The following is a 25,496-nucleotide window of genomic DNA, read 5'->3' as shown; positions in this document are numbered from 1 at the left end:
AGTGCTATCCGGCTTTTCCAGCTTTATAATTGCGGTTCTACCGGTAAATCGTTGCGCGCTCCCCATTCGCTCCATGCGCCGTCATACAATGCGACGTCAGAAACGCCCAGCGTGGCAAGTGCCAGCACGACGACGGCAGCCGTTACGCCGGAGCCGCAGCTGGCGATAATAGGGCGGTCAAAGCTCACGCCGTGGCTGAAGAAAATAGCATCCAGCTCATCGGTGGTTTTCAGTTCGCCGTCACGAACCAGTTCTGTCCACGGTACGTTAAGCGCACCCGGCACATGACCACGTTTCAGACCAGGACGCGGCTCGTCAACTTCGCCATTAAAACGCGCAGCCGGACGGGCATCGACGATCTGCGCCGTTTTTTCATGACTGGCCAGCAGTACATCGGTAACGCGCACAACTGCGTCAGGCGTAAAGGCCACGTTAAATTCACCTTCATGTAAATCCTCATCGCCTTCCTGGAGCATTAACTCATCGCGCTTCCAGCCTGCCAGACCGCCTGCCAGAATGGAGACATTTTCGACGCCAAATGTCCGCAGCATCCACCATGCGCGTGGCGCGGAAAACAGATTACCGTCATCGTAGATAACCAGATGCTTATCCTGATTAACGCCCAGCTCGCGCATCGCAACGGCAAAGGCTTCGGGGCGTGGCATCATATGCGGTAGCGGTGAGGTATGATCGGAAAGCGCTTCAATATCAAAAAATACTGCGCCAGGAATATGGCCCGCACGATACTCCTCGCCAACATCGCGATCTTCCTGTCCTGGAGGTGCCATCCGGGCATCAAGAATTTGTATTTCCGGGTCGTCAATGTGTTCGGCAAGCCAGTCGGCAGCGACAAAGAAGGCGGTGGTCATAGGCATCTCCATTTTTACCAGGTTTTGGCAAATTGTCGGATGTTTACCGTAAAGCGACAAGTAAAACAGGCTGATTTGTCAGGTGAATCCACATTAATCACTTAAATTAAGACAACGTTGTTCAGTTACTGACTTCCACAGCCGGAAATCTGACGCATAATAGTTGTTCTACGTAGCTAACGGGCCACTACGGCCAGGGATGAAAAATGAAACATTTACGCGTAGCGGCCTGCATGCTGATGCTGGCACTGGTCGGGTGCGATAATAATAACGAAAAATCACCGACGGCTGCGAAACCTGATGCGCCTGCGGCACAGACTGCGCCAGCAAAAGATAAAGCTCAATTACAAAAGCTGATGCAGCAAAGCCAGGGCAAGTCGCTGACGCTGCTGGATGCCTCAGAGGTCCAGCTCGACGGTGCGGCAACGCTCGTTTTGACCTTCTCCATTCCCCTCGATCCAGAACAAGATTTTTCCCGCGTCGTGCATGTTGTTGATAAAAAAAGCGGCAAAGTGGATGGTGCCTGGGAGCTGGTGCCAAATCTGAAAGAGCTGCGCTTACGCCATCTGGAACCTAACCGGGAACTGGTGGTGACCATTGAGCGTGATTTGCTGGCGCTGAATAAAGCGACGTTCGCTATTGATTATGAAAAAAACATTACCACCCGCGATGTACAGCCAAGCGTTGGGTTTGCCAGTCGCGGCTCGCTGTTGCCGGGAAAAGTAATTGAAGGCCTGCCGGTAATGGCCCTCAACGTTAACAGCGTGGATGTGAACTTCTTTCGTGTGAAGCCTGAATCGCTCGGCGCATTTGTCAGCCAGTGGGAATACCGCAATTCGTTGACGAACTGGGAATCTGACAATCTATTGAAAATGGCGGAACTGGCGTATACCGGACGCTTTGACCTCAATCCTGCGCGTAACACCCGTGAGAAGCTGCTGCTGCCGCTGAGCGATATCAAGCCGTTGCAGCAAGCAGGAGTTTACATCGCGGTGATGAATCAGGCTGGACAATACAACTACAGTAATGCCGCTACGCTGTTCACGCTCAGCGATATTGGTGTGTCTGCGCACCGTTACCATAATCAACTGGATGTCTTTACGCAGAGTCTGGAAAACGGCGCTGCGCAGCAGGGTATAGAGGTCACCTTACTCAACGAAAAAGGACAGACGTTGGCGCAGGCTACCAGCGACGCGCAGGGTCATGTCAAACTGGAGACTGATAAAGATGCGGCTTTATTGCTGGCCCGCAAAGACGGGCAAACCACGCTGCTGGATCTGAAACTCCCGGCGTTGGATCTGGCTGAATTTGATATTGCCGGTGCACCGGGATACAGCAAACAGTTCTTTATGTTTGGTCCCCGTGACCTCTATCGTCCTGGCGAAATGGTGATCCTCAACGGATTACTGCGTGACAGCGACGGCAAAACGTTGCCCGACCAGCCGGTGAAGCTGGAGGTCGTGAAGCCCGACGGGCAAGTGTTACGTTCGGTGGTTAGCCAGCCGGAGAACGGTCTGTACCGTTTTAGCTGGCCGCTGGACACCAACGCGCCAACCGGTATGTGGCATATTCGTGCTAATACGGGCGACAACCAGTCACGTATGTGGGATTTCCACGTCGAAGATTTTATGCCTGAGCGGATGGCGCTCAATCTCTCCGCTAATAAGATTCCGGTGGCTCCGGCTGATGAAGTGAAGTTCTCGGTAGTGGGCTACTACCTGTACGGCGCGCCCGCTAACGGCAATGCTCTGCAAGGGCAGCTTTTCCTGCGCCCGCTGCGCGAAGCGGTGCAGGCATTGCCGGGGTTCCAATTTGGTAATATTGCCGAAGAAAACCTGTCCCGCAGCCTCGATGAAGTTCAGCTTACGCTGGATGAACACGGTCGCGGCGAAGTGACCACCAACAGCCAATGGCAGGAGACGCATTCCCCGTTACAGGTGATCCTGCAAGCCAGCCTGCTGGAGTCAGGTGGCCGCCCGGTGACGCGTCGGGCTGAACAAGCCATCTGGCCTGCGGACACGCTGCCGGGTATTCGTCCGCAGTTTGCGGCAAAAGCCGTCTATGACTACCGCACTGATACCACTGTGAATCAGCCTATCGTTGATGAAAACAGCAACGCCGCTTTCGACATTGTTTATGCCGATGCGCAGGGCGAGAAAAAAGCGGTGTCCGGTTTGCAGGTGCGTTTGATCCGCGAGCGCCGGGATTATTACTGGAACTGGTCTGAAGGCGAGGGCTGGCAATCACAGTTCGATCAAAAGGATCTGGTTGAAGGTGAGCAGACTCTGGATCTTAAGGCCGATGAAACCGGTAAAGTCAGCTTCCCGGTTGAGTGGGGTGCCTATCGTCTGGAAGTGAAAGCCCCGAATGATGCGGTGAGCAGCGTACGCTTCTGGGCAGGTTATAGCTGGCAGGATAACAGCGACGGCAGTGGGGCTGTGCGTCCCGATCGCGTGACTCTGAAACTGGACAAACCCAGCTATCGTCCTGGCGATACCATGAAGCTGCACGTTGCCGCTCCTGCTGCTGGCAAAGGTTATGCGATGGTGGAGTCCAGCGAAGGCCCGCTGTGGTGGCAAGAAATAGACGTACCGGCGGATGGTCTCGATATCTCCATCCCGATTGATAAAACCTGGAATCGCCACGATTTGTATCTCAGTGCGCTAGTGGTTCGTCCTGGCGACAAGTCCCGTTCGGCCACGCCAAAACGGGCGGTTGGTTTACTGCATTTGCCGTTAGGTGATGAAAACCGTCGTCTGGCGCTGGCGCTGGAAAACCCGGCGAAAATACGTCCAAACCAGTCGTTGACCGTCAAGATTAAAGCCAGCGTCAAAAATGGCGACATACCAAAACAGGTCAACGTGCTGGTCTCTGCCGTTGATAGCGGGGTGTTGAACATTACCGATTACGCCACGCCAGATCCGTGGCAGGCATTTTTCGGACAAAAACGCTATGGCGCGGATATTTATGATATTTACGGCCAGGTGATCGAAGGGCAAGGGCGGCTGGCGGCGCTGCGTTTTGGTGGTGATGGCGATGAATTAAAACGCGGCGGTAAGCCACCGGTCAATCACGTCAATATCGTGGCGCAACAGGCGCTGCCGGTCACGCTCAACGAGCAGGGCGAAGGTACGGTGACGCTACCGATTGGTGATTTCAACGGCGAGCTACGGGTAATGGCACAGGCCTGGACGGCGGATGACTTTGGCAGCAGTGAAAGCAAGGTGATTGTTGCCGCGCCGGTAATTGCTGAACTGAATATGCCGCGTTTTCTGGCTGGAGGCGATACCTCGCGACTGACGCTGGACGTGACTAACCTGACTGACAAACCGCAAACACTGAATATTAAGCTCGCGGCCAGCGGTTTACTGGAGCTGATGGGGCAAGATCCTGCTCCATTGAATCTGGCACCAGGCGTACGGACTACGTTGTTTATTCCGGTGCGTGCGCGGGAGGGGTTTGGCGATGGCGAAATTCAGGCAGAAATTAGCGGTCTGACTTTACCGGGTGAAACGCTGCCAGTTCAGCATAAACAGTGGAAGATTGGCGTGCGTCCGGCGTTCCCGGCGCAAACCGTTAATAACGGTGTCGCACTTCAGCCGGGCGCAACCTGGCAGCTTCCGGGCGAAGAACTGACCAACTTCTCCCCTGCAACGATGCAGGGACAACTGCTGTTCAGCGGTAAGCCGCCGCTAAATCTGGCGCGTTATATCCGCGAACTGAAGGCTTACCCTTACGGTTGCCTGGAGCAAACTGCGAGCGGGTTGTTCCCATCCTTATACACCAACGCTGCGCAATTGAAGGCGTTAGGTATTGTGGGCGACAGCGATGAAAAACGCCGCGCGGCAGTCGATATTGGGATTTCTCGTTTAGTGCAGATGCAGCGTGATAACGGCGGTTTCGCGTTGTGGGATAAAAACGGGTCGGAAGAGTACTGGCTGACCGCGTATGTCATGGATTTCCTCGTTCGGGCAAATGAACAGGGCTACAGCGTCCCGGTAGAGGTCATTAACCGTGGCAACGAGCGGCTGCTGCGCTATTTGCAGGATCCCGGAATGTTGTCGATTCGCTATACCGACGACTCTTCAGCAAGCCGGTTTGCCGTACAAGCCTACGCTGCGTTGGTTCTGGCGCGTCAGCAAAAAGCCCCGCTCGGCGCATTGCGTGAGATCTGGGAGCGTCGTGCGCAAGCGGCCTCTGGTTTACCGCTGTTACAACTGGGGATCGCGCTGAAAAATATGGGCGATGCTAACCGCAGTGAACAGGCGTTGACGCTGGCGCTGAATACGCCGCGCCGCGATACGCAACAGTGGATGGCGGATTACGGCAGTGCGTTACGGGATAACGCGTTGATGATGGCCTTGCTCGAAGAGAACAAGCTCAAACCTGACGTGCAGAATACGCTGCTGAACACGTTGTCAGAACAGGCCTTTGGGCAGCGCTGGCTCTCGACTCAGGAAAATAATGCGTTGTTCCTTGCCGCCCGTACGTTACAGGACTTGCCAGGCACATGGCAGGCGCAAACGTCACTCTCGGAGCAACCGTTAGCCGGGGAGAAATCACAGACGCGTAATCTGGATGCCGATGCGCTGTCTACGCTGAGCGTCACCAATACCGGTAATCAACCGCTGTGGCTGCGTCTGGATGTGAGCGGTTATCCGCAAACCTCACCGACACCTGCCAGCAACGTTCTGCATATTGAGCGTCAAATCCTGGGGCTCGACGGAAACAGTAAATCACTGGATTCTCTGCGCAGCGGCGAGCTGGTGCTGGTCTGGCTGGAGGTGAAAGCCAGCCAGAACGTGCCGGATGCACTGGTGGTTGACTTACTGCCAGCAGGACTGGAACTGGAAAACCAGAATCTGGCCAACGGCAGCGCCAGCCTGCAGGATAGCGGTAGCGAAGTGGCGAATTTGCTTAATCAGATGCAGCAGGCAGATATCCAGCACGTTGAGTTCCGTGACGATCGTTTTGTCGCTGCGGTGGCGGTCAATGAAGGACAACCGGTTACGCTGGTGTATCTGGCGCGAGCGGTAACGCCGGGGACCTACCAGGTTCCCGTCCCACAGGTGGAATCAATGTATGTTCCGCAGTGGCGCGCGACCGGTGCGACAGAGGGACTTTTGATTGTCAGACCGTAAATGATGCGCCGGTTGGGTAAACGCGGCTGCTGGCTCTGGCTGGCAGCCGTTGCGCTATTGATTGTGGCGGCAGTTTGGGCGGCAGATAAAATCTGGCCGCTGCCTTTGCGCGAAGTCGATCCGGCACGGGTCGTGGTGGCACATGATGGTACGCCACTCTGGCGCTTTGCCGATGCCGAAGGTATCTGGCGGTATCCGGTAACGATTGATGAGGTGTCGCCCCGCTACCTTGAGGCGTTAATTAACTATGAAGACCGCTGGTTCTGGAAGCATCCCGGCGTCAATCCGTTTTCAGTACTGCGCGCAGCATGGCAGGACCTCTCCTCTGGGCGTGTGGTTTCGGGCGGCAGTACGCTCACCATGCAGGTCGCACGATTACTCGATCCCCATCCGCGAACCTTCGGCGGCAAGTTTCGCCAGCTCTGGCGCGCATTGCAGCTGGAATGGCATCTCTCCAAACGCGACATCCTGACACTGTATCTCAACCGTGCGCCGTTTGGCGGTACGCTGCAGGGCGTGGGGGCGGCAAGTTGGGCCTATCTTGGCAAATCACCCGCGCAATTGAGTTACTCCGATGCCGCGCTGCTGGCTGTTTTACCACAGGCACCAAGTCGCCTGCGTCCAGATCGCTGGCCGGACCGTGCCCAAGCAGCGCGTAATAAAGTGCTCGAGCGTATGGCGAGCCAGGGTATTTGGCCTGCCAGACAGGTACAGGAGTCACGTGAAGAACCGGTCTGGCTGGCGCCCCGGCAAATGCCGCAGTTAGCGCCGTTATTCTCACGCATGATGCTGGGAAAAAGCCGGAGCGATAAAATCGTGACTACCCTTGATGCCGGATTGCAGCGTCAACTGGAAGAGCTGGCGCAGAACTGGAAGGGGCGCTTACCTGCACGCAGTTCGCTGGCAATGATTGTGGTCGATCACACCGATATGAGCGTGCGTGGTTGGGTGGGGTCGGTAGATATGAATGACGACTCCCGCTTTGGTCATGTGGATATGGTGAATGCGATCCGTTCGCCAGGCTCGGTGCTGAAGCCGTTTGTTTACGGTCTGGCGCTGGATGACGGACTCATTCATCCCGCTTCGTTGTTGCAGGATGTCCCGCGGCGAACCGGAGATTATCGACCGGGGAATTTTGACAGCGGTTTTCATGGCCCGGTGAGCATGAGTGAAGCGCTGGTAAGGTCGTTGAATTTACCCGCCGTGCAGGTGCTCGAAGCCTATGGTCCGAAGCGCTTTGCCGCATCGTTACGTAACGTCGGCTTACCGCTGTATCTGCCCGCAGGGGCTGCGCCAAATCTGTCGCTGATTTTAGGTGGTGCGGGGGCAAGGCTGGAAGATATGGCCGCAGCGTACAGCGCCTTTGCCCGCCAGGGAAAAGCGGGAAAACTACGTCTGCAGCCGGGTGACCCACTGCTTGAACGTCCGTTGATGTCGGCGGGTGCGGCGTGGATTATTCGCCGTATTATGGCCGACGAAGCGCAACCGCTGCCGGATAACGCACTGAGCAGAGTGGTTCCGCTGGCGTGGAAAACGGGCACCAGCTATGGCTATCGCGATGCGTGGGCGATTGGCGTTAACGCTCGTTATGTGATCGGTATCTGGACTGGCAGACCAGACGGAACGCCGGTGGTGGGCCAGTTTGGATTTGCCAGCGCCGTGCCGCTGCTCAATCAGGTCAACAATCTTTTGCTCTCTCGCGGGACCAATCAGCCGGAAGATCCACGTCCTGATTCCGTGAGTCGCGGCGTGGTGTGCTGGCCGGGCGGGCAATCCCTTGCCCCAGGAGACAGCAACTGCCGTCGCCGTCTGGCAACCTGGTTACTGGATGGCAGTCAGCCGCCAACGTTATTATTGCCCGAGCAGGAAGGGGTTAATGGCATTCGTTTTCCTGTCTGGCTGGATGATGAAGGCAAACGTGTGGCGGCGGATTGCCCGCAGGCGCACGAGCAAACATTAATCGTCTGGCCGTTGCCGCTGGAGCCATGGCTACCGGAATCAGAACGCCGTGGGGCGAGATTACCGCCAGTTTCTGCCACGTGTCCGCCGCTGGGACAAGGCGCTTCACAGCCGTTGCAGTTGACAGGCATTCGTGATGGCGCGATTGTGAAGCGTTTACCCGGTTCTGCTCAGGCCTCATTGCCGGTGCAAACCAGCGGTGGGAGCGGTGAACGCTGGTGGTTTCTTAACGGTGAAAGGCTGGATGAACGCGGACGTCGTCTTACGCTACGGCTGGCGACTAAAGGGGATTATCAACTGCTGGTGATGGATGACGCTGGTCAGGTAGCGACGGTGAGATTTTCGATGCAGTAGACCAGTTGGTGACTGTTTGTTGCTAAAATTCATCTTATTTTAAAGAAATGTTACCTTCATCAATAGTCAATTGCCGGGATGCTCTTTATAATCCGCGCCAGGTCGTACATCTATATAGACAACAACAGAACACATTACAGAGGTTATCATGGCTATTGAACGTACTTTTTCCATCATCAAACCAAACGCGGTGGCAAAAAACGTTATTGGGAGCATCTTTGCGCGCTTTGAAGCAGCAGGGTTCAAAATTGTCGGCACTAAAATGCTGCACCTGACCGTTGAGCAGGCACGTGGCTTCTATGCTGAGCACGATGGCAAACCGTTCTTTGACGGTCTGGTTGAATTCATGACCTCCGGTCCGATCGTTGTTTCTGTTCTGGAAAGCGAAAATGCCGTACAGCGTCATCGCGATCTGCTGGGCGCAACCAACCCGGCGAATGCGCTGGCCGGTACTCTGCGTGCAGACTATGCTGACAGCTTCACCGAGAACGGTACTCACGGTTCCGACTCCGTTGAGTCAGCGGCGCGCGAAATTGCCTATTTCTTTGGTGAAGGTGAGGTTTGCCCGCGCACTCGCTAATAAGCTCGTGGGGTAGGCCGGATAAGCATTTGCGCATCCGGCTCTGCTTTGCCTGATGGCGATGCTGATGCGTCTTATCAGGCCTACGATCTTCCTTTACATATTATTTTCGCTAATGCTTCGTGCAAACGTGGCATCCCTGCGCCAGACTTTGTACAATGCAACGCCCCGGAAGAGCAGATCGCTTGCCGGGGCGTTTCTTTTTAACCCTCCACGGGCCACAACGTGTAACAACGAGGCCGGAAAAAATTATGTCTGAATTAGTTAACACCTCTGAAGTCGTCATTCCTGCGGTTCCAAATAAAAATGGAAAAATTAACCTGCTGGATCTGAACCGTCAGCAAATGCGCGAATTCTTCAAAGAGATGGGCGAAAAACCGTTTCGTGCCGATCAGGTCATGAAGTGGATGTACCACTATTGCAGCGACAACTTTGATGACATGACTGACATCAACAAGGTGCTGCGTAACAAGCTGAAAGAAGTGGCTGAAATTCGCGCCCCGGAAGTGGTGGAAGAGCAGCGTTCTTCTGACGGTACGATCAAATGGGCTATCGCGGTTGGCGATCAGCGCGTTGAAACGGTGTATATCCCGGAAGACGATCGTGCGACCCTGTGTGTTTCTTCACAGGTCGGGTGCGCATTAGAGTGTAAATTCTGCTCTACGGCGCAACAGGGCTTTAACCGTAACCTGCGGGTATCTGAGATCATTGGCCAGGTCTGGCGCGCGGCGAAGATCGTTGGTGCGGTAAAGGCTACGGGCGTGCGTCCTATTACCAACGTGGTGATGATGGGGATGGGCGAGCCGCTGCTCAACCTGACCAACGTGGTTCCGGCGATGGAAATCATGCTTGATGACTTCGGTTTTGGGCTGTCCAAGCGTCGCGTCACGCTCTCCACCTCAGGCGTTGTCCCTGCGCTGGATAAGCTGGGTGATATGATTGACGTCGCGCTGGCGATTTCTCTGCATGCGCCGAACGATGAAATTCGTGACGAAATTGTACCTATCAACAAAAAGTACAATATCGAAACATTCCTTGGCGCGGTTCGTCGTTATCTGGAGAAGTCCAACGCTAACCAGGGTCGTGTAACCATTGAGTATGTGATGTTAGATCACATCAATGATGGCACTGAACACGCGCATCAGCTGGCAGAACTGCTGAAAGATACGCCGTGTAAGATCAACCTGATCCCGTGGAACCCGTTCCCGGGCGCGCCGTATGGCCGTAGTTCTAACAGCCGTATCGATCGTTTCTCCAAAGTGTTGATGAGCTATGGTTTCACTACCATCGTGCGTAAAACACGTGGTGATGACATCGATGCAGCCTGCGGTCAGCTGGCGGGCGACGTTATCGACCGTACCAAGCGTACTCTGCGTAAGCGTATGCAGGGCGACGCTATCGAGATTAAGACCGTTTGATGTTGGCGCACTACGGTATAATTCCTGTACCGTAGTGCAACGTAAGCCATATGAGGTTTTTTGTTGTCGTCGTCAGGTCAATAATAACGGTGCGTTTTTGTCGACTTTAAGGCAGTATGTAACGGCGTAACAAGTGTTTAGCCCTCAGGTTTACGCCGTTTTGTCATTGATAGTCTGACCGTTTTATACTGTCTGACGAAGGTTAACTGACCAGATGTTTCGCGGTGTGGGTGAGCATTGTGGCTCGCCGGCATCAGAACCCAAATTTACGCAGCTGTAGCGAATGAATACTGAAGCCACGCACGACAAAAATGAAACACTATCCACCGGCGTTCGTCTGCGCAATGCCCGTGAACAACTCGGATTCAGCCAGCAGGCAGTCGCGGAGCGACTTTGCCTGAAGGTCTCCACGGTACGCGATATTGAAGAGGATAAGGCGCCAGCCGATCTTGCTTCAACATTCCTGCGCGGGTATATCCGTTCTTATGCGCGTCTGGTGCATATTCCTGAAGAAGAACTGTTGCCAGGGCTGGAAAAACAGGCTCCGATTCGACCAGCTAAAGTCGCACCGATGCAGAGCTTCTCGCTCGGCAAACGTCGTAAGAAACGCGACGGCTGGTTAATGACCTTTACCTGGCTGGTACTGTTTGTCGTTGTCGGACTGACAGGCGCCTGGTGGTGGCAGAACCATAAAGCACAGCAGGAAGAGATCACCACCATGGCCGATCAATCCTCTGCTGAGCTGAATGCCGGTAAAGAGGGTGCGCAGAACGTACCGTTAGATACCAGCGCAGCAGCAGGGCAGGATACCCCTCCGGCTCCTGACGATGGTGCGGTAGCGGACGCAGCGCCAACGCCAGACGTTGCTGCGACCCCGGCACCCGCCGCTGATGCGCAACAGAACGCCGTTGTTGCCCCATCTCAGGCTAACGTCGATACCGCAACCGCAGCGCCAACAGCGCCAGCTACAGCGGCTCCTCTGCCGACCGATCAGGCAGGTGTGACTACACCTGTAGCCGATCCTAACGCGCTGGTGATGAACTTTACCGCCGATTGCTGGCTGGAAGTAACCGATGCGACCGGTAAAAAACTGTTCAGCGGGATGCAGCGTAAAGACGGCAATCTAAACCTGACCGGTCAAGCGCCGTACAAACTGAAAATTGGCGCCCCGGCGGCAGTGCAGATTCAGTTCCAGGGTAAACCTGTCGATCTGAGTCGTTTTATCAGAACTAACCAGGTTGCGCGTCTGACCGTTAATGCCGAACAATCACCGGCTCAGTAACAGACGGCAATGCGGGAGATTTTTTAATGCATAACCAGGCTCCAATTCAACGTAGAAAATCGACACGCATTTACGTTGGGAACGTGCCGATCGGCGATGGTGCGCCCATCGCCGTACAGTCTATGACTAACACGCGTACCACGGATGTGGAAGCGACGGTTAATCAGATTAAAGCGCTGGAACGCGTAGGCGCAGACATTGTTCGTGTCTCTGTACCGACAATGGATGCCGCAGAAGCGTTCAAGCTTATCAAACAGCAGGTTAACGTCCCGCTGGTTGCCGATATTCACTTCGACTATCGTATCGCGCTGAAGGTAGCGGAATACGGTGTTGATTGCCTGCGTATTAACCCAGGTAATATCGGCAGTGAAGAGCGTATTCGCATGGTGGTGGATTGCGCTCGTGATAAAAATATTCCTATCCGTATCGGCGTCAACGCCGGATCGCTGGAAAAAGATCTGCAGGAAAAATACGGTGAACCGACGCCGCAGGCGCTGCTGGAATCCGCTATGCGCCATGTGGATCACCTCGATCGTCTGAACTTCGATCAATTCAAAGTCAGTGTTAAAGCGTCTGACGTTTTCCTCGCCGTAGAATCCTATCGCCTGCTGGCGAAACAGATCGATCAACCGCTGCATCTGGGGATCACCGAAGCCGGTGGCCTGCGTAGTGGTTCGGTGAAGTCCGCGATCGGCCTTGGCCTGCTGTTATCTGAAGGGATCGGCGATACGCTGCGTGTTTCTCTGGCAGCCGATCCGGTGGAAGAGATCAAAGTGGGTTTCGATATCCTGAAATCGCTGCGCATTCGCGCGCGCGGGATCAACTTCATCGCTTGCCCAACCTGTTCGCGTCAGGAGTTTGACGTTATTGGTACGGTTAACGCGCTGGAGCAACGCCTGGAAGATATCATTACGCCAATGGACGTTTCGATCATCGGTTGCGTGGTAAACGGTCCTGGTGAAGCGCTGGTTTCTACGCTGGGCGTGACGGGCGGTAACAAGAAAAGCGGCCTGTATGAAGACGGCGTGCGTAAGGACAGACTCGATAACGACGACATGATTACGCAGCTTGAAGCCCGCATCCGCGCTAAAGCGAGTATTCTGGACGAAGCGCGTCGTATCGACGTGCAGCAGCTTGAAAAATAACAACGTGATGGGAAGCGGCGTGCTTCCCGTGTATGATTGAACCCGCATGGCGCCCGCATTGTTCGGGTTAGCGCTGAGGGTTCATTTTTATATTCATAAAGAGAATAAACGTGGCAAAAAACATTCAAGCCATTCGCGGCATGAACGATTATCTGCCTGGCGAAACCGCCATCTGGCAGCGCATTGAAGGCACTCTCAAAAACGTGCTCGGTAGCTACGGTTACAGTGAAATCCGCTTGCCGATTGTAGAGCAGACCCCGTTATTCAAACGCGCGATCGGTGAAGTCACCGACGTGGTTGAAAAAGAGATGTATACCTTTGAGGACCGTAATGGCGACAGCCTGACGTTGCGTCCTGAAGGGACTGCGGGCTGCGTACGCGCCGGCATCGAACATGGTCTCCTGTACAATCAGGAACAGCGTCTGTGGTATATCGGGCCGATGTTCCGCCACGAACGTCCGCAGAAAGGACGCTATCGTCAATTCCATCAGTTGGGTGTCGAAGTATTTGGCCTGCAAGGCCCGGACATCGATGCGGAGCTGATTATGCTGACCGCTCGCTGGTGGCGCGCGCTGGGTATTTCTCAGCATGTTAGCCTTGAGCTGAACTCAATCGGTTCGCTTGAAGCCCGCGCTAACTACCGTGATGCGTTGGTCGCCTACCTGGAACTGCATAAAGAGAAACTGGACGAAGACTGCAAGCGTCGTATGTACACCAATCCGCTGCGCGTTCTCGACTCCAAAAACCCGGAAGTACAGGCGCTGCTCAACGACGCGCCTGCACTGGGCGACTATCTTGATGACGACTCTCGCGAGCACTTCGCGGGCTTGTGCAAACTGCTGGAATCCGCAGGCATTGCCTACACCGTCAATCAGCGTCTGGTTCGTGGTCTTGATTACTACAACCGCACCGTATTTGAGTGGGTCACCAGCAGCCTGGGCTCTCAGGGCACCGTGTGTGCCGGTGGTCGTTACGACGGTCTGGTAGAGCAACTTGGCGGTCGTGCAACGCCAGCCGTGGGCTTTGCTATGGGGCTGGAACGACTTGTTTTGTTAGTTCAGGCAGTTAATCCGGAATTTAACGCAGATCCTGTTGTCGATATATACCTGGTCGCTTCAGGGGCGGACACGCAGTCGGCGGCAATGACGCTTGCAGAACGTCTGCGCGATGAAGTTCCTGGTGTGAAACTGATGACAAACCACGGTGGCGGCAACTTTAAGAAACAGTTTGCCCGTGCCGATAAGTGGGGCGCCCGCGTTGCACTGGTACTGGGCGAGTCCGAAGTGGCTGACGGTACTGTTGTAGTGAAGGATTTGCGCTCTGGTGAGCAAACGGCAGTAGCGCAGGATAGCGTTGCCGCGCATTTGCGCACTTTACTGGGCTAAGGAGAAGGACAGCGTGGAAATTTACGAGAACGAACACGACCAGGTTGATGCGGTAAAACGCTTCTTTGCTGAAAACGGCAAGGCGCTGGCTGTTGGGATCATTTTAGGGGTTGGCGCGCTGGTTGGTTGGCGTTACTGGACCAGCCATCAGACGGAGTCCGCACGCTCTGCTTCTTTGGCATATCAAAATACGGTGACTGCGGTTAGCGCGGGTAAACCGGACAGCATTCCTGCCGCTGAGAAATTTGCTGCAGAGAATAAAAATACCTACGGCGCGCTAGCTTCACTGGAACTTGCGCAGCAGTTTGTTGACCAAAATGAACTTGAGAAAGCCGCAAGTCAGCTGCAACAGGGCTTGGCTGCGACCAGCGATGAAAATCTCAAAGCGGTGATTAACCTGCGTCTGGCTCGTGTTCAGGTTCAGCTTAAACAGGCTGATACCGCGCTGAAAACACTCGACACCATTAAAGGTGAAGGGTGGACGGCCATTGTTGCCGATCTGCGCGGTGAAGCGTTGCTGAGCAAAGGCGACAAACAAGGTGCGCGTAGCGCATGGGAAGCGGGTGTGAAAAGCGATGCCTCTCCTGCTCTGAGCGAAATGATGCAGATGAAAATCAATAATTTGTCCATCTGAGAGGGACCCGATGCAATTGCGTAAATTACTTCTGCCAGGGCTGCTTTCCGTTACCCTATTGAGCGGCTGTTCACTGTTTAGTGGCGAAGAAGATGTCGTTAAGATGTCCCCATTACCGGTGGTTGAAAACCAGTTTACTCCGTCTACGGAATGGAGCACCTCCGTAGGTAACGGTATTGGTGATTTCTATTCCAATCTTCACCCTGCGCTGGCGGATAACGTTGTCTATGCAGCCGATCGCGCTGGTGTAGTGAAAGCATTGAACGCAGGCGACGGTAAAGAAGTCTGGTCTGTGAATCTGGGGGAGAAAGACGGCTGGTTCTCCCGTGCATCTGCACAGCTTTCTGGCGGTGTAACCGTGTCCGGCGGACATGTTTACATTGGCAGCGAAAAAGCACAGGTTTATGCGTTGAATACCAGCGACGGTACCACCGCATGGCAGACGAAAGTCGCCGGTGAAGCGCTGTCTCGTCCTGTTGTGAGCGATGGCGTTGTTTTGATCCACACCAGCAACGGCCAGTTGCAGGCATTAAACGAAGCTGATGGCGCCATCAAATGGACCGTTAACCTCGACATGCCTTCCCTGTCTCTGCGTGGTGAATCCGCTCCGGCAACCGCCTTTGGCGCAGCTATTGTCGGCGGTGATAACGGTCGCGTGAGCGCCGTGCTGATGCAGCAAGGCCAGATGATTTGGCAGCAGCGTATCTCACAGGCGACAGGCCCAACGGAAATCGATCGTCTGAGCGACGTTGATACCACGCCGGTTATCGTCAATGGCGTTGTTTACGCGCTGGCTTATAATGGTAACCTGACGGCGCTGGATCTGCGCAGCGGTCAGATTATGTGGAAACGCGAACTGGGCTCGGTGAATGATTTCATCGTCGACGGTAACCGTATCTACCTGGTTGACCAGAATGACCGCGTACTGGCGCTGACCACCGATGGCGGCGTGACGCTGTGGACGCAAAGCGATCTGCTGCACCGTCTGCTGACGTCCCCGGTATTGTATAATGGCAATCTGGTCGTCGGTGATAGCGAAGGCTACCTGCACTGGATTAACGTTGACGATGGTCGTTTTGTTGCCCAGCAGAAAGTCGACAGCTCAGGTTTCCTGACCGAGCCGGTCTCTGCTGATGGTAAACTGCTGATCCAGGCGAAAGACGGTACGCTGTACTCTATTACGCGTTAATCGTCCCGGCCGCTCGCTTTGAAAAACGGCTCCTGGTGCAGGGGCCGTTTTACTGTTTTTAACAACGGGGCAAAAAATGTGCCCGTTGTCTGATGATTTTTTAAATGAGGCTTTAAACATGGTACCTGTGGTCGCGCTTGTCGGGCGCCCTAACGTTGGCAAATCCACGTTATTTAACCGTCTAACTCGCACCCGAGATGCGCTGGTTGCGGATTTCCCGGGTCTGACTCGTGACCGTAAGTACGGTCGTGCGGAAATTGAAGGCCGTGAGTTTATCTGTATTGATACCGGCGGTATTGATGGCACCGAAGACGGTGTTGAAACCCGTATGGCGGAACAGTCGCTGTTGGCTATCGAAGAAGCAGACGTTGTGCTGTTCATGGTGGATGCGCGTGCTGGCCTGATGCCAGCGGATGAAGCTATTGCTAAACACCTGCGTTCGCGCCAGAAACCGACGTTCCTGGTCGCCAACAAAACTGACGGACTCGATCCTGACCAGGCGGTTGTTGATTTCTACTCATTGGGTCTGGGTGAAATTTATCCGATTGCGGCGTCCCATGGTCGTGGTGTTCTCAGCCTGCTGGAGCATGTTCTGCTGCCGTGGATGGATGACGTTGCTCCTCAGGAAGAAGTGGATGAAGACGCAGAATACTGGGCGCAGCTTGAAGCCAAAGAAAACGGCGAAGAAGAGCCTGAGGACGATTTCAACCCGCAGGATTTGCCGATTAAACTGGCAATCGTCGGCCGTCCGAACGTAGGTAAGTCCACGCTTACTAACCGTATTCTCGGCGAAGACCGCGTGGTGGTTTACGACATGCCGGGAACCACGCGTGACAGTATTTATATTCCGATGCAGCGCGATGAACGCGAATATGTGCTCATCGATACCGCGGGCGTGCGTAAGCGCGGCAAAATTACCGAAGCGGTAGAAAAATTCTCAGTAATCAAAACGCTGCAGGCAATTGAAGATGCCAACGTTGTGATGCTGGTGATTGACGCGCGTGAAGGGATTTCCGATCAGGACCTGTCGCTGCTGGGCTTTATCCTCAATAGTGGGCGCTCACTTGTTATCGTTGTGAACAAGTGGGATGGCCTGACGCAGGAAGTAAAAGAGCAGGTCAAAGAGACGCTGGACTTCCGTCTGGGCTTTATTGATTTTGCGCGCGTACACTTTATCTCAGCTCTGCACGGTAGCGGCGTGGGTAACCTGTTTGAATCGGTCCGTGAAGCATACGATAGCTCTACACGTCGCGTGAGCACCGCGATGCTGACGCGCATCATGACCATGGCAGTAGAAGATCATCAGCCGCCTCTGGTGCGTGGTCGTCGTGTGAAGCTGAAATATGCCCATGCCGGTGGTTATAACCCGCCAATCGTGGTGATTCACGGCAACCAGGTCAAAGACCTGCCGGATTCCTACAAGCGCTATCTGATGAACTATTTCCGCAAGTCTTTGGACGTAATGGGGACGCCGATCCGTATTCAGTTCAAAGAAGGGGAGAACCCGTTTGCGAACAAACGTAATACATTAACGCCGACTCAGATGCGTAAGCGTAAGCGTCTGATTAAGCACATCAAAAAAAGCAAGTAACTGTTGCTGATGCAGATAAAAACCCGCGCTTGTCGCGGGTTTTTTTTCGTCTGCCCATTGCTGATCTCCCCCTGTGTAAAGTCAATCACTATTCGTTTTTTGCCAAGTTTAAATCTAAGAAAGTAGACATTTGTCGAGTTTTCATCTTAAAGTCCGGGGGCTGGTACTAGACAAAACTAGCCTTAGGTTATCAAATGGTTAAATAACTTTTCGCCGCATGTAAAAAATCGGTCAGATACGTAACTGGCTGGCGTACATCGCGGTGTTTACACGCACGACGACATAACTTTCGGGAGAATTATGCAATCCTCTGTTAATCAAAAAGAAAGCCGAACTTTCTTCGGTCATCCTTACCCGCTCGGCTCGCTGTTCTTCACAGAGATGTGGGAGCGCTTCTCGTTTTACGGCATTCGCCCGTTACTGATCCTGTTTATGGCTGCTACCGTTTATGACGGCGGCATGGGGCTGGCGCGTGAAAATGCCTCGGCGATTGTGGGTATCTTTGCCGGTACGATGTATCTCGCCGCGTTGCCTGGTGGCTGGCTGGCGGATAACTGGCTCGGCCAACAGAAAGCGGTGTGGTACGGTTCCATTTTGATTGCGCTCGGTCACTTGTCGATCGCGCTCTCGGCCATTATGGGGAACAACCTGTTCTTTATCGGCCTGATGTTTATCGTGCTCGGTTCCGGTCTGTTTAAGACCTGTATCTCAGTGATGGTTGGCACGCTGTATAAAAAAGGCGATGCGCGTCGCGACGGCGGTTTCTCGCTGTTCTATATGGGCATCAATATGGGATCGTTTATCGCGCCGCTGATCTCCGGCTGGCTGATTAAATCCCACGGTTGGCACTGGGGCTTTGGCATCGGTGGTATCGGGATGCTGGTGGCGTTGATCATCTTCCGCGTGTTTGCCGTTCCATCGATGAAACGTTATGACAGCGAAGTGGGTCTGGACTCAACCTGGAACAGCCCGGTAGTGAAACGTAACGGTGTGGGCGCATGGCTGCTGGCGCTGGCCGTCGGCGTAGCTGTTATCGTTACGCTGATTGCGCAGGGCGTGATTGTGATAAATCCGGTCGCGGTTGCCAGTATGCTGGTGTATGTGATTGCCGCCTCCGTCGCGCTTTATTTTATCTACCTGTTTGTCTTTGCTGGTCTGAACCGAAAAGAGCGCGCCAGACTGCTGGTCTGCTTTATCCTGCTGGTTTCCGCCGCGTTCTTCTGGTCTGCATTTGAGCAGAAGCCAACCTCGTTCAACCTGTTCGCTAACGACTACACTAACCGTATGATCGGCGATTTTGAAATCCCGGCGGTCTGGTTCCAATCGATAAACGCACTGTTTATCATTCTACTGGCACCGGTATTCAGCTGGGCGTGGCCGAAACTGGCGAGCATGAATATTCGCCCGAGCAGCATCACCAAGTTCGTTATCGGTATTCTCTGTGCCGCTGCAGGCTTTGGTCTGATGATGCTGGCAGCGCAAAACGTTCTCAGTAACGGTGGCGCAGGCGTCTCCCCATTCTGGCTGGTGGGCAGTATCCTGATGCTGACGCTTGGTGAGCTGTGCCTGAGCCCGATCGGTCTGGCGACCATGACGCTGCTGGCCCCGGAAAGAATGCGCGGGCAGATGATGGGCCTGTGGTTCTGCGCCAGTGCGCTGGGTAACCTGGCCGCAGGCCTGATTGGTGGTCATGTGAAGGCCGACCAACTGGATATGCTGCCGGATCTCTTCGCTCGCTGCTCGATTGCGTTGCTTATCTGCGCTGCGGTACTGATCGTCCTCATTGTGCCGATCCGTCGCATGCTGGAGAATACGCAAACTAAACCGGCTACTAGCGCCTGATAACACCTCGATTGTGCCGGGGCAGACGTGATGTCCCGGCCAATTCATTTACGAGGTGAGAACATGCTGTTAGGGTTTGTTGGGCTTGGCGCAGTCGTTGAAACGGCATACTTGCCCGCATTGCGTAAACTTTACGGTGATTCCCTGTGCTGTGTGGGATTTGACGTGCAACCCGCAAAACAGCCCGCTGGTGTGACACGCTGTGCATCGCTCGCTGAACTTCTTGCAACACCGCTTGATACCCTGTTTATCACCACCGCTTCTCTGCATCATCTCGATGTGCTTGAACAGGCGCTGGCCGCTCCCATCGCACGAATCGTGGTTGAAAAACCGATTGTTGCCACGCTTTCCCAAATTGAAAAACTGAAAACGCTGCTGGAGCAACCCGACGCTGCCGACCGTGTGCTGGCGCTCGACCACTGGATGGCGCGTAATGGCGTAATGCAGCTGGCATTGGGAAAACTCGGTGCGCAGTGGCAGGGCGATAACCCACAACAGGCACTTGTCTCTCACTTTTCAGACGTTGTTAAAATCGACGGTTTTTTGCAGGAGCCGAGCGGATTTAACGCTACAGGAGAGCCGATCGCGCTCAACTTTGCCACCGGTGAGCCAGATACGCGTGAGCTTCGCCACCCGGACGGTGTGATTCTGGACATTGGCACACACGTACTGGCCATGCTGCGTGAAACAGTGCGTTACCTGGGCGGTAATGACAGCATGACCCTGCAGGTGAAGAGCGCTAAAGACCGTCTGGGACGTAACATCATCCAGGGTGACCTGACCACGGCTGAAGGAGAGGCGCATCTGCAAGGACTGATTAGCGGTGTACCGTTGGATATCTGGCTGAATAAATACGCGGGGCCTGCTGGCGGACAAAAAGGTCTGCGCCTTTATCTGCGTGATGGGCGTATCATCAGCTACGACCGACGGGGTGCCGACGATGTGCTCGAATTGATTGACGGTGATGTTGTGCAACGCTGGTGTCTGCCTGGTACGATTTATGCCCATTGTCTGGCGGAACATATTCTGGGGACGCAAAGTCTGTTTGAACGCAGCCCGCAGGAGGTGAGCCGCACGACGCAGCGCAGGCTGGAGGAGGTAGAACGATTACTGATCCTACAGCAACAGTTGCGTGGTTCACACTAAGCGTATCATGGTAAAATTAGCGCAGAATTGAACGCCATTTAAAGGAGTCACCATGTCGATGACCTGCCCGGATTGTCATGCAGAACTGGAACCACAAAACGGTGTGGCACACTGTGAAAACTGTAAAAAAGATATTCCGTTAGAAGCGCGCTGCCCGGAGTGCCATCAGCCACTCCAGGTGTTAAAAGCCTGCGGTGCGGTGGACTACTTCTGTCAGAATGGCCATGGTCTGATCTCGAAGAAACGTGTGGAATTTGTGCCGGTTTAATCTGGCTTTTTCTTACGCGTTTTCTTTGCCGTCGTTACGCCTTTCACTTCGCTCTCTACCCAGCCGTCTGACAGGCGGGTAGTGAGCACATCACCGGTTTTTACCTGTTTGGTCTGCTTCAGCACTTTGCCGTCCGTCGCGGTAGTGACGCTATAGCCGCGAGCGAGCGTCGAGAGAGGACTCACCGCTTCAAGGTGCGTCACCACATTACCGAAGCGTTCTCGCTGTGCGCTTAAACGCGCGCGGATATTCTCTGCCAGACGGTACTCCAGTTGCTGAATACGGGTTTGCGCCCGATAAATTCGCGGCTGTGGGTTTTGCTGGCTCAGGCGTTGACTTACGCGCTGTTGGCGCTGATTGGCCTGCTTAATCTTATTCTCAAGAGCGAAATTCATCCGCTGACGCAGCCGCTCCAGCACGGTCTGCTGACGGGCCAGACGCAGTTGCGGATGTTGCTGTTGCAAACGGTGATGAAGCTGGGTAAAGCGACGAGTACGGTTGGCGATGTAGTAGTCCATCGCCATCTCCAGACGCTGCTGGCCATGCTGAATTTGACGCAGCAGTTCCAGTTGATTGCGGCTGACAATTTCCGCCGCTGCTGATGGCGTAGGCGCCCGTAAATCTGCAATAAAATCGGCAATAGTGACATCTGTTTCGTGGCCGACGGCGCTTACTACCGGAATGCGGCTGGCAAAGATTGCCCGTGCTACGCGTTCATCGTTAAAACTCCACAAATCTTCCAGAGAACCGCCGCCGCGCCCGACGATAAGCACATCGCACTCGCCCCGCGCGTTCGCCAGCTCAATGGCGCGAACGATCTGTCCTGGCGCATCGTCGCCCTGGACCGCGGTCGGGTAGATAATAACGGGCAGGGATGGGTCACGGCGCTTCAGCACGTGGAGAATGTCGTGCAGCGCAGCCCCGGTTTTCGAGGTAATGACCCCAACGCAGTGAGCCGGTGAGGGTAGTGATTTTTTGAACTGCTGATCGAATAGCCCTTCAGCCTGCAGTTTGGCTTTGAGTTGCTCATATTTTTGCTGCAACAAACCTTCACCAGCTGGCTGCATGCTCTCAACAATTATCTGGTAGTCGCCACGCGGTTCGTACAACGTAATGTTGGCGCGTACCAGGACCTGCTGACCGTGCTGTGGGCGGAACGTTACCCGTCGATTGCTGTTGCGAAACATCGCGCAGCGTACCTGGGCGGTGTCATCTTTGAGCGTGAAATACCAGTGACCGGAGGACGGTTGAGTGAAATTCGAGATTTCACCGCTGATCCAAACTTGTCCCATTTCCTGCTCAAGCAGCAAACGAACCGTCTGATTTAGGCGGCTTACGGTAAAAATTGAGGTGGTCTGAGAGGATAACATGTGAGCGGGATCAAATTCTAAATCAGCAAGTTATTCAGTCGAAAGTAACATGCTCACAGAGGAGCGCAAGGTTTTTTTGCAAAAAAGTGTGGATGCAATCGGTTACGCTCTGTATAATGCCGCGGCAATATTTAATAACCTCCCAGGTGAGATATTGCCCATGCTACGTATCGCAAAAGAAGCCCTGACGTTTGACGACGTCCTCCTCGTTCCCGCTCATTCTACCGTTCTGCCGAATACTGCTGACCTCAGCACCCAGTTGACGAAAACCATTCGCCTGAACATTCCTATGCTCTCCGCAGCAATGGACACCGTGACGGAAGCGCGCCTGGCAATTGCCCTGGCCCAGGAAGGCGGCATCGGTTTTATCCACAAAAACATGTCCATCGAGCGCCAGGCTGAAGAAGTTCACCGCGTGAAGAAACACGAATCTGGCGTGGTAACTGACCCACAGACCGTACTGCCAACCACTACTCTGCGCGAAGTGAAAGAACTGACCGAGCGTAACGGCTTTGCTGGCTACCCGGTAGTGACTGAAGATAACGAACTGGTCGGCATCATCACCGGCCGTGACGTGCGTTTTGTGACTGACCTGAACCAGCCGGTTAGCGTATATATGACGCCAAAAGAGCGTCTGGTGACCGTTCGTGAAGGCGAAGCGCGCGATGTCGTTTTTGCCAAAATGCACGAAAAACGCGTTGAGAAAGCGCTGGTTGTTGATGACAGCTTCCACCTGCTCGGCATGATCACCGTAAAAGATTTCCAGAAAGCAGAACGTAAACCTAACGCCTGTAAAGACGAGCATGGTCGTCTGCGCGTTGGTGCAGCGGTAGGTGCTGGCGCAGGTAACGAAGAGCGTGTAGACGCGCTGGTTGCCGCTGGCGTAGACGTTCTGCTGATTGACTCCTCTCACGGCCACTCTGAAGGCGTTCTGCAGCGTATCCGTGAAACTCGCGCTAAATATCCTGACCTGCAGATCATCGGCGGTAACGTTGCTACGGGCGCAGGTGCTCGCGCGCTTGCTGAAGCTGGCTGTAGCGCAGTTAAAGTGGGTATCGGCCCTGGCTCCATCTGTACTACTCGTATCGTGACCGGCGTCGGTGTTCCGCAGATCACTGCCGTTTCTGATGCCGTTGAAGCGCTGGAAGGCACCGGTATTCCGGTTATCGCCGACGGCGGTATTCGTTTCTCCGGCGACATCGCTAAAGCGATTGCTGCTGGTGCTGCCGCAGTGATGGTTGGCTCCATGCTGGCGGGTACTGAAGAATCCCCGGGCGAAATCGAACTGTACCAGGGCCGTTCTTACAAATCTTACCGCGGTATGGGTTCTCTGGGCGCGATGTCCAAAGGGTCTTCTGACCGTTACTTCCAGAGCGATAACGCTGCTGACAAACTGGTCCCGGAAGGTATCGAAGGTCGCGTTGCCTATAAAGGTCGCCTGAAAGAGATCATTCACCAGCAGATGGGCGGCCTGCGCTCCTGTATGGGTCTGACCGGCTGTGGTACTATCGACGCGCTGCGAACGAAAGCAGAGTTTGTACGCATCAGCGGTGCGGGTATTCAGGAAAGTCACGTTCACGATGTGACCATCACCAAAGAGTCCCCTAACTACCGCATGGGCTCCTGATAAGTTTCCGCGCCCGGCTATATGCCGGGCGAATTTGTTTCACTTGCCTCGGAATTAGCGTCAATGACAGACAATATTCATAAACATCGCATTCTCATCCTCGATTTCGGCTCGCAGTACACTCAGCTGGTTGCACGTCGCGTACGTGAACTGGGCGTCTACTGTGAACTGTGGGCATGGGATGTTACGGAAGCACAAATTCGCGAATTCAACCCAAGCGGTATCATTCTTTCCGGTGGTCCGGAAAGTACCACCGAAGAAAACAGCCCGCGTGCGCCGGAATACGTTTTCAATGCGGGCGTGCCGGTGTTCGGCGTGTGCTACGGCATGCAGACCATGGCAATGCAGCTCGGTGGTCATGTTGAAGGTTCTAACGAACGTGAATTCGGCTATGCGCAGGTTGAAGTTCAGACCGACAGCGCGCTTGTCCGCGGTATTGAAGACTCCCTGACCGCAGACGGCAAACCGCTGCTGGACGTGTGGATGAGCCACGGCGACAAAGTGACCGCCATTCCGGAAGGTTTCGTGACCGTTGCCAGCACCGACAGCTGCCCGTTCGCTATCATGGCGCACGAAGAAAAACGCTTCTACGGCGTGCAGTTCCATCCGGAAGTTACCCACACCCGTCAGGGCATGCGCATGCTGGAGCGTTTTGTGCGCGACATCTGCCAGTGTGAAGCGCTGTGGACGCCGGCAAAAATTATCGATGACGCCGTTGCCCGCATTCGTGAGCAGGTTGGCAATGATAAAGTTATCCTCGGTCTGTCGGGCGGCGTTGACTCCTCCGTGACCGCGATGCTGCTGCACCGTGCAATCGGCAAAAACCTGACCTGCGTGTTCGTCGACAACGGTCTGCTGCGTCTCAACGAAGCTCAGCAGGTGATGGATATGTTCGGCGACCACTTTGGCCTGAACATCGTTCACGTGGAAGGCGAAAAGCGTTTCCTGGACGCGCTGAAAGGCGAGAACGACCCAGAAGCTAAACGTAAAATCATTGGCCGCGTATTCGTGGAAGTATTCGATGAAGAAGCGCTGAAGCTGGAAGACGTTAAGTGGCTGGCGCAGGGCACCATCTACCCGGACGTGATCGAATCCGCGGCATCTGCCACCGGCAAAGCGCACGTTATCAAATCTCACCACAACGTGGGCGGTTTGCCGAAAGAGATGAAGATGGGTCTGGTTGAACCGCTGCGTGAGCTGTTCAAAGACGAAGTGCGTAAGATTGGTCTGGAGCTAGGCCTGCCGTACGACATGCTGTACCGTCACCCGTTCCCGGGACCGGGTCTGGGCGTGCGTGTGCTTGGCGAAGTGAAGAAAGAGTACTGCGACCTGCTGCGTCGCGCGGATGCTATCTTCATTGAAGAGCTGCACAAAGCTGACCTGTACAACAAGGTAAGCCAGGCGTTCACCGTGTTCCTGCCGGTTCGTTCCGTTGGTGTGATGGGCGATGGCCGCAAGTACGACTGGGTTGTTTCCCTGCGTGCGGTCGAAACCATCGACTTTATGACCGCGCACTGGGCACACCTGCCGTATGACTTCTTAGGCCGCGTCTCTAACCGCATTATCAACGAAGTGAACGGTATTTCCCGCGTGGTGTATGACATCAGCGGTAAGCCGCCAGCTACCATTGAGTGGGAATAATATCCCTTTCCGTTAGCGGTTTTTGAACCGGTAATATGCAAAAAACCCTCTGTTT

General features: G+C 54.5%; 17 protein-coding genes. 15 read left to right on the top strand and 2 right to left on the bottom strand.

Going from position 1 to position 25,496, the window contains the following annotated elements; translation table 11 throughout:
* Positions 1–23: 23 nt before the first annotated feature.
* Complete coding sequence (sseA, locus tag OGY10_RS20995) at positions 24–869, bottom strand: 3-mercaptopyruvate sulfurtransferase (protein ID WP_286577365.1); 846 nt, start codon at positions 867–869, stop codon at positions 24–26.
* 206 nt (positions 870–1,075) lie between these two features.
* Here sseA and OGY10_RS20990 point away from each other — a divergent pair, with 206 nt between their 5' ends.
* The 13 genes from OGY10_RS20990 (at position 1,076) to OGY10_RS20930 (ending at position 20,803) form a co-directional block, all read left to right on the top strand.
* On the top strand, positions 1,076–6,010 hold the full coding sequence (locus OGY10_RS20990) for an alpha-2-macroglobulin family protein (protein WP_071446841.1): 4,935 nt from the start codon (positions 1,076–1,078) through the stop codon (positions 6,008–6,010).
* On the top strand, positions 6,011–8,323 hold the full coding sequence (gene pbpC / locus OGY10_RS20985) for a peptidoglycan glycosyltransferase PbpC (RefSeq protein WP_279850718.1): 2,313 nt from the start codon (positions 6,011–6,013) through the stop codon (positions 8,321–8,323).
* A gap of 148 nt (positions 8,324–8,471) precedes the next feature.
* Positions 8,472–8,903, top strand: coding sequence for a nucleoside-diphosphate kinase (gene ndk / locus OGY10_RS20980; RefSeq protein ID WP_003037710.1), 432 nt, complete (start codon positions 8,472–8,474; stop codon positions 8,901–8,903).
* A gap of 251 nt (positions 8,904–9,154) precedes the next feature.
* Positions 9,155–10,321 (top strand): dual-specificity RNA methyltransferase RlmN, encoded by a 1,167-nt coding sequence (gene rlmN / locus OGY10_RS20975; RefSeq protein ID WP_008785455.1) that lies wholly within the window; start codon positions 9,155–9,157, stop codon positions 10,319–10,321.
* Positions 10,322–10,604: 283 nt separating this feature from the next.
* A complete protein-coding gene (rodZ, locus tag OGY10_RS20970) occupies positions 10,605–11,603 on the top strand; it encodes a cytoskeleton protein RodZ (protein ID WP_008785454.1) in 999 nt (332 codons plus the stop codon).
* Positions 11,604–11,629: 26 nt separating this feature from the next.
* Positions 11,630–12,748 carry a flavodoxin-dependent (E)-4-hydroxy-3-methylbut-2-enyl-diphosphate synthase gene (gene ispG, locus OGY10_RS20965; RefSeq protein WP_003037720.1) on the top strand — a complete coding sequence of 373 codons (1,119 nt, stop codon included), beginning with the start codon at positions 11,630–11,632 and terminating at the stop codon, positions 12,746–12,748.
* A 110-nt stretch (positions 12,749–12,858) separates the two neighbouring features.
* Positions 12,859–14,133, top strand: a complete 1,275-nt coding sequence (gene hisS / locus OGY10_RS20960; RefSeq protein ID WP_003835173.1) for a histidine--tRNA ligase — start codon at positions 12,859–12,861, stop codon at positions 14,131–14,133.
* A gap of 13 nt (positions 14,134–14,146) precedes the next feature.
* On the top strand, positions 14,147–14,767 hold the full coding sequence (locus tag OGY10_RS20955; protein ID WP_003835172.1) for a YfgM family protein: 621 nt from the start codon (positions 14,147–14,149) through the stop codon (positions 14,765–14,767).
* A gap of 10 nt (positions 14,768–14,777) precedes the next feature.
* Complete coding sequence (bamB, locus tag OGY10_RS20950) at positions 14,778–15,956, top strand: outer membrane protein assembly factor BamB (RefSeq protein WP_008785453.1); 1,179 nt, start codon at positions 14,778–14,780, stop codon at positions 15,954–15,956.
* 118 nt (positions 15,957–16,074) lie between these two features.
* Entirely contained in the window at positions 16,075–17,547 is a 1,473-nt protein-coding gene (gene der / locus OGY10_RS20945; RefSeq protein WP_003835168.1) for a ribosome biogenesis GTPase Der, read from the top strand.
* A 300-nt stretch (positions 17,548–17,847) separates the two neighbouring features.
* Positions 17,848–19,389 (top strand): peptide MFS transporter, encoded by a 1,542-nt coding sequence (locus OGY10_RS20940; RefSeq protein WP_003835166.1) that lies wholly within the window; start codon positions 17,848–17,850, stop codon positions 19,387–19,389.
* Between the two features lie 63 nt (positions 19,390–19,452).
* On the top strand, positions 19,453–20,535 hold the full coding sequence (locus OGY10_RS20935; protein ID WP_191226935.1) for a Gfo/Idh/MocA family oxidoreductase: 1,083 nt from the start codon (positions 19,453–19,455) through the stop codon (positions 20,533–20,535).
* Positions 20,536–20,587: 52 nt separating this feature from the next.
* Positions 20,588–20,803: a zinc ribbon domain-containing protein gene (locus OGY10_RS20930; RefSeq protein WP_003835160.1), complete on the top strand. Its 216-nt coding sequence runs from the start codon at positions 20,588–20,590 to the stop codon at positions 20,801–20,803.
* Here OGY10_RS20930 and xseA read toward each other — a convergent pair.
* Positions 20,800–22,173 (bottom strand): exodeoxyribonuclease VII large subunit, encoded by a 1,374-nt coding sequence (xseA, locus tag OGY10_RS20925; protein WP_032944201.1) that lies wholly within the window; start codon positions 22,171–22,173, stop codon positions 20,800–20,802. The two genes, OGY10_RS20930 and xseA, sit on opposite strands and share 4 nt — an antisense overlap.
* A 160-nt stretch (positions 22,174–22,333) precedes the next feature.
* Between xseA and guaB the strand changes: the two genes are divergently transcribed.
* Both guaB and guaA read left to right on the top strand, forming a co-directional pair.
* Positions 22,334–23,800 (top strand): IMP dehydrogenase, encoded by a 1,467-nt coding sequence (guaB, locus tag OGY10_RS20920; protein ID WP_191226936.1) that lies wholly within the window; start codon positions 22,334–22,336, stop codon positions 23,798–23,800.
* Positions 23,801–23,863: 63 nt separating this feature from the next.
* Complete coding sequence (guaA, locus tag OGY10_RS20915; protein WP_008785448.1) at positions 23,864–25,441, top strand: glutamine-hydrolyzing GMP synthase; 1,578 nt, start codon at positions 23,864–23,866, stop codon at positions 25,439–25,441.
* Positions 25,442–25,496 lie beyond the last annotated feature (55 nt).

The organism is Citrobacter sp. Cpo148, from assembly GCF_030332375.1.
GTDB lineage: Bacteria > Pseudomonadota > Gammaproteobacteria > Enterobacterales > Enterobacteriaceae > Citrobacter > Citrobacter portucalensis.
Note: the sequence above shows the minus strand (reverse complement) of the source record. Positions and strands in the feature narration are given on the sequence as shown.

Coding starts and splice junctions, on each gene's coding strand:
- sseA (WP_286577365.1), bottom strand. CDS start 869: ATGACCACCGCCTTCTTTGTCGCTGCCGACTGGCTTGCCGAACACATT.
- OGY10_RS20990 (WP_071446841.1), top strand. CDS start 1,076: ATGAAACATTTACGCGTAGCGGCCTGCATGCTGATGCTGGCACTGGTC.
- pbpC (WP_279850718.1), top strand. CDS start 6,011: ATGATGCGCCGGTTGGGTAAACGCGGCTGCTGGCTCTGGCTGGCAGCC.
- ndk (WP_003037710.1), top strand. CDS start 8,472: ATGGCTATTGAACGTACTTTTTCCATCATCAAACCAAACGCGGTGGCA.
- rlmN (WP_008785455.1), top strand. CDS start 9,155: ATGTCTGAATTAGTTAACACCTCTGAAGTCGTCATTCCTGCGGTTCCA.
- rodZ (WP_008785454.1), top strand. CDS start 10,605: ATGAATACTGAAGCCACGCACGACAAAAATGAAACACTATCCACCGGC.
- ispG (WP_003037720.1), top strand. CDS start 11,630: ATGCATAACCAGGCTCCAATTCAACGTAGAAAATCGACACGCATTTAC.
- bamB (WP_008785453.1), top strand. CDS start 14,778: ATGCAATTGCGTAAATTACTTCTGCCAGGGCTGCTTTCCGTTACCCTA.
- der (WP_003835168.1), top strand. CDS start 16,075: ATGGTACCTGTGGTCGCGCTTGTCGGGCGCCCTAACGTTGGCAAATCC.
- OGY10_RS20940 (WP_003835166.1), top strand. CDS start 17,848: ATGCAATCCTCTGTTAATCAAAAAGAAAGCCGAACTTTCTTCGGTCAT.
- OGY10_RS20935 (WP_191226935.1), top strand. CDS start 19,453: ATGCTGTTAGGGTTTGTTGGGCTTGGCGCAGTCGTTGAAACGGCATAC.
- OGY10_RS20930 (WP_003835160.1), top strand. CDS start 20,588: ATGTCGATGACCTGCCCGGATTGTCATGCAGAACTGGAACCACAAAAC.
- xseA (WP_032944201.1), bottom strand. CDS start 22,173: ATGTTATCCTCTCAGACCACCTCAATTTTTACCGTAAGCCGCCTAAAT.
- guaB (WP_191226936.1), top strand. CDS start 22,334: ATGCTACGTATCGCAAAAGAAGCCCTGACGTTTGACGACGTCCTCCTC.
- guaA (WP_008785448.1), top strand. CDS start 23,864: ATGACAGACAATATTCATAAACATCGCATTCTCATCCTCGATTTCGGC.